The sequence below is a fragment of the Streptomyces sp. NPDC006265 genome, from assembly GCF_040613555.1.
In the GTDB taxonomy this organism is placed as follows: Bacteria; Actinomycetota; Actinomycetes; order Streptomycetales; family Streptomycetaceae; genus Streptomyces.
Map to the genome: position 1 here is coordinate 1 of NZ_JBEXSH010000812.1, position 4,162 is coordinate 4,162.

The window sequence follows — 4,162 nt, forward strand, 5'->3', positions numbered from 1 at the left end:
GTGCTGTCGGCGCGGGTGAGTCTGGTGGCGGTGCCGTGCAATCTGCTCGCGGAGTTCGCGATCGCGCCGGCGACCGTGCTGGGGTTCGCGGCGCTGGCCACGGCGCCGGTGGCGATGCCGGTGGCCGAGGTCCTCGCGTGGTGCGCGCACTGGCCCGCCGGGTGGATCGCGTGGATCGCCCGGACCGGGGCGGCACTGCCGGGCGGCGGAGTGGACTGGCCGGACAGTTGGGCGGGTGCGGCGCTGCTCCTGGCCGTGACCCTGGTCGTGGTGCTCGTCGGACGGCGGCTGCTCGGGCATCCCTGGTGGTGCGGGGCCTGCGGGCTGCTGCTGACGCTGGCGGTGGTGCAGCCACCGCCGCTGACCCGGGTGGTCACGGGCTGGCCGCCGCCCGGCTGGCGGCTGGTGATGTGTGACGTGGGGCAGGGTGACGCCATGGTGCTCGCGGCGGGCGAGGGGACCGGCGTGGTGGTGGACGCGGGGCCCGATCCGCAGCTCGTCGACCACTGTCTGCGCTCACTGGGCATCAGCAGAATCCCGCTGGTCGTGCTCACCCACTTCCACGCCGATCACGTCGCGGGCCTGCCCGGCGTGCTGCGGGGACGGGCGGTGGGGGCGATCGAGACGACGGGATACGAAGAGCCCGCGGACCAGGCCGCGTTCGTGCGGAGGCTGGCGGCGGCGCGGCGGATCCCCGTGACGCGGGCGGCGGCCGGGGAGCAGCGGCGCACGGGGGAGTTGTCCTGGCAGGTGGTGTGGCCGCCCCCGAACCCGCCCACGAACCCGTTCCCGAACCCGCCTCCATGGACGCATCCAGGAGCCCTTCCGGTCCACCCGCCGGCGCCGCAGGGGCCGAACGACGCCAGTGTCGCCATGCTGGTCCGCACGGCCGGACTGCGCCTGCTGCTCCTCGGAGACCTGGAGCCGCCGGCGCAGCACGCCCTGGCGAGATCACCCGCGGCCGAGACACTGGAGGGTGTGGACGTCCTGAAGGTCGCCCACCACGGCTCGGCCTACCAGGACCCGGGCCTCATACGACGGGCGGCACCGCGACTGGCCCTCATCTCCTGCGGCGAGGACAACTCCTACGGCCACCCGGCGCCCGGCACGGTCGCGGCGCTGCGCGCCGGGGGCGCGGCGGTGCTGCGGACGGACCGGGACGGCGCGCTCGCGGTCGCAGGAGGGGGCGGACAGCTGAGGGTGGCGCGAGACTGAGGACATGAACTCAGCACAGGTTGATGCCTATCTCCGCCGACTGGGAGCAGATCACCCGGCGTGGCCCACCGTCGACGCGCTGCGCGAACTGCACCTGCTTCACCTGCGGACCGTGCCGTTCGAGAACCTCTCGATCCATCTGGGCGAGGAGATCGTGCTGGAGGAGAAGCGCCTGCTGGACAAGGTGGTGGGCGCGCGGCGGGGCGGGTTCTGCTACGAACTCAACGGCTCCTTCGGGGCGTTGCTCGCCGCGCTGGGCTACGACGTGGCGCTGATGGCGGGGCGGGTGTACGGGGACGAGGGGCGGCTCGGGATCCCGTACGACCATCTCGCGCTGCGGGTACGGACGGTGGACGGGGGCGACTGGCTGGCCGATGTCGGGTTCGGGGCGCACAGCCACCTTCCGCTGGCGTTCGGGGACCGGGGTGAGCAGAAGGACCCGGGGGGCACGTTCCGGATCGTCGAGGCGGGACCGGACGCGGCCGGGGTGCGCGGCGGGCACGGCACGGTGGACGCGGCGGACCTCGACGTGTTCCGGGACGGCGGAGCGCAGTACCGACTGGAGGTGCGGCCTCGGGCGCTCGGTGACTTCGTGGCCGGGGCGTGGTGGCACAGCACGTCGCCGGTGTCGCATTTCACGCGGTCGCTGGTCTGTTCGCGGGTGACGGAGGAGGGAGGGCGGATCACGCTCAGCGGGCGCAGGCTCACGGTGACGGCGGCCGACGGTACGCGGGAGGAACGGGAGCTGGAGGCGGACGAGGAGATTCTCGGGGTGTACCGGGAGCGGTTCGGGATCGAGCTCGACCAGGTGCCGACGCTGCGAAATCCCGCTTAGACGTCCATTCCGGCCACACGGGGCTACTCGTGCGTAGTACCAGCACATGTGCTGGATTCCCGTGATGTGGTCCTGTGTTGCCCCGAAAGCCTCAGCGGTGGTCGAATGCGTCTTCGGCATGGTGTGATCAACAGTGATCAACAGGCGATTTCGAGTCACTCAGGGGAGTCGTGGATGATCGGCCGCTGGCGGGGAAGCCGCACCGACCGGGCGCAACGAACGAGTCCCCTGGCGGCGGTGCCGACACCGCCCAGCGCGGGGGTGCTGGCCTGCCGGGTGCTGGACCCGGTCAACGAGCCGGTCAGGCACGCGGAGTTCGCGGTCACGGACGCCGAGGGGCGGCCGGTGGTCAGCGGGGGAGCGGATCCGTACGGGTCGTTCCTGACGACGGTGCCCGCCGGGGAGTACCGGCTCGCGGTGTCGGCGGAGGGATACACGCCGTACCGGGCGACCACCCAGGTCGCCGAGAACGCGCTCGCGTCCCTCGGGGACGTGACGCTGCAGGTGGCCCGGCCCCCGGAGCTTCCCGACGCCGGTGACTGGGAGATCGAGTCGGCGCACTCCTCGATCGGCTTCACCGCGCGGCACATCGGACTGGCCCGGATCCACGGGCGGTTCAAGTCGTTCGCGGGGGTCGTACGGATCGCCGATCCGATGGAGCGGTCGGCGATGCACGTGGTGATCGACGCGGCGTCCATCGACACCGACATGAGGATGCGCGACGACCATCTGCGCTCGGCGGACTTCCTGGACGTGGCGAACTTCCCGACGCTGGAGTTCTACAGCGAACGGTTCGTGCACAAGGGCGGGAACCGGTGGGCCGTGACGGGTGCGCTGTCGCTGCACGGCGTGACGCGGACGGTCACGCTGGACACGGAGTACCTGGGACTGGGCAACGGCATGGAGGGCGAGGTGCGGGCGGCCTGCCGGGCCACGACCGAGTTGCACCGGGACGACTTCACCGTGAGCTGGCAGACCATGCTGGCGCGGGGCATCGCGGTGGTGGGGCCGAGCATCAAGGTCGATCTCGATGTGCAGGTCGTGCGCAAGGGCTGAGCGGCCGGGCCGCTGTGCGGTGTCGGACAATGTCCGGCGTGAGTGACGTGCGACATGTGCTGGTACTGCCCGACCGTGATGCCGCGGAAGAGGTGGTGGACGCGCTGCGGGAGAGGTTCGGGGTCTCCGAGGAGCCGCAGCCGGTGCGGGACGCGCTGGCTGGTGAGGACGACGCCGAGGACGCGCAGTGGCTGGTCGTCCTGCGGGACGAGGACGAGCGGCTGGATCCCGCGGAGCTGGACCGGCTGGCCGGCGAGTGGGAGGGCTGGCGGGAGGAGCCGTAGCGGCTCCCGGTCCCGCGTGCGCGCACTTCCCGGTCCGTCGGGAGCCGTTGTCAGTGTCGCGTGGGATGCTTGGCGCGATGGCCAGGAAGACTGCGAATGACGACCCCCTCGCTCCGGTGACGCTCGCCGTGGGCCAGGAGGACCTGCTCCTCGACCGTGCCGTGCAGGAGGTGGTGGCCGCAGCGAGGGCATCCGACGCCGACACGGACGTGCGGGACCTGCCCCCGGACCAGTTGCAGCCCGGCACCCTCGCCGAGCTCACGAGCCCGTCGCTCTTCGCGGAGCGCAAGGTCGTGGTCGTACGCAACGCGCAGGATCTGTCGGCCGACACGATCAAGGACGTGAAGGCGTACCTCGGGGCCCCCGCCGAGGAGATCACCCTGGTGCTGCTGCATGCCGGCGGGGCCAAGGGCAAGGGACTGCTCGACGCCGCGCGCAAGGCCGGGGCGCGTGAGGTGGCCTGCCCGAAGATGACGAAGCCGGCGGACCGGCTGGCGTTCGTGCGGGGCGAGTTCCGGGCGACGGGGAGATCCGCCACGCCGGAGGCGTGCCAGACGCTCGTCGACGCGATCGGCAGCGATCTGAGGGAGCTGGCCTCGGCGGTGTCGCAGCTGGTCGCGGACGTCGAGGGGACGATCGACGAGGCGGTCGTCGGGCGGTACTACACCGGGCGGGCCGAGGCGTCGAGCTACACGGTCGCCGACCGGGCCGTCGAGGGGCGGGCGGCGCTGGCACTGGAGGCGCAGCGCTGGTCGCTGGCGTGCGCGGTGGC

The 4,162-nt window shown here is 72.3% G+C and carries 5 protein-coding genes; all 5 read left to right on the top strand.

The genetic code is table 11. From position 1 onward, the window contains the following. On the top strand, positions 1–1,215 hold a 1,215-nt coding region (locus ABZ281_RS40440), incomplete at its 5' end, for a ComEC/Rec2 family competence protein (protein ID WP_356662961.1). A 4-nt stretch (positions 1,216–1,219) separates the two neighbouring features. After that, on the top strand, positions 1,220–2,050 hold the full coding sequence (locus ABZ281_RS40445) for an arylamine N-acetyltransferase (RefSeq protein WP_356662962.1): 831 nt from the start codon (positions 1,220–1,222) through the stop codon (positions 2,048–2,050). A 174-nt stretch (positions 2,051–2,224) separates the two neighbouring features. Further along, complete coding sequence (locus tag ABZ281_RS40450; RefSeq protein ID WP_356662963.1) at positions 2,225–3,106, top strand: YceI family protein; 882 nt, start codon at positions 2,225–2,227, stop codon at positions 3,104–3,106. 38 nt (positions 3,107–3,144) lie between these two features. Beyond that, on the top strand, positions 3,145–3,390 hold the full coding sequence (locus ABZ281_RS40455; RefSeq protein WP_356662964.1) for a hypothetical protein: 246 nt from the start codon (positions 3,145–3,147) through the stop codon (positions 3,388–3,390). Positions 3,391–3,467: 77 nt separating this feature from the next. After that, positions 3,468–4,162: DNA polymerase III subunit delta (gene holA / locus ABZ281_RS40460; RefSeq protein ID WP_356662965.1), on the top strand; the 695-nt coding region annotated here is incomplete at its 3' end.

Bases quoted from the DNA above. Each gene is read 5' to 3' on its own strand.
- ABZ281_RS40445 (WP_356662962.1), top strand. From the start codon at position 1,220: ATGAACTCAGCACAGGTTGATGCCTATCTCCGCCGACTGGGAGCAGAT.
- ABZ281_RS40450 (WP_356662963.1), top strand. From the start codon at position 2,225: ATGATCGGCCGCTGGCGGGGAAGCCGCACCGACCGGGCGCAACGAACG.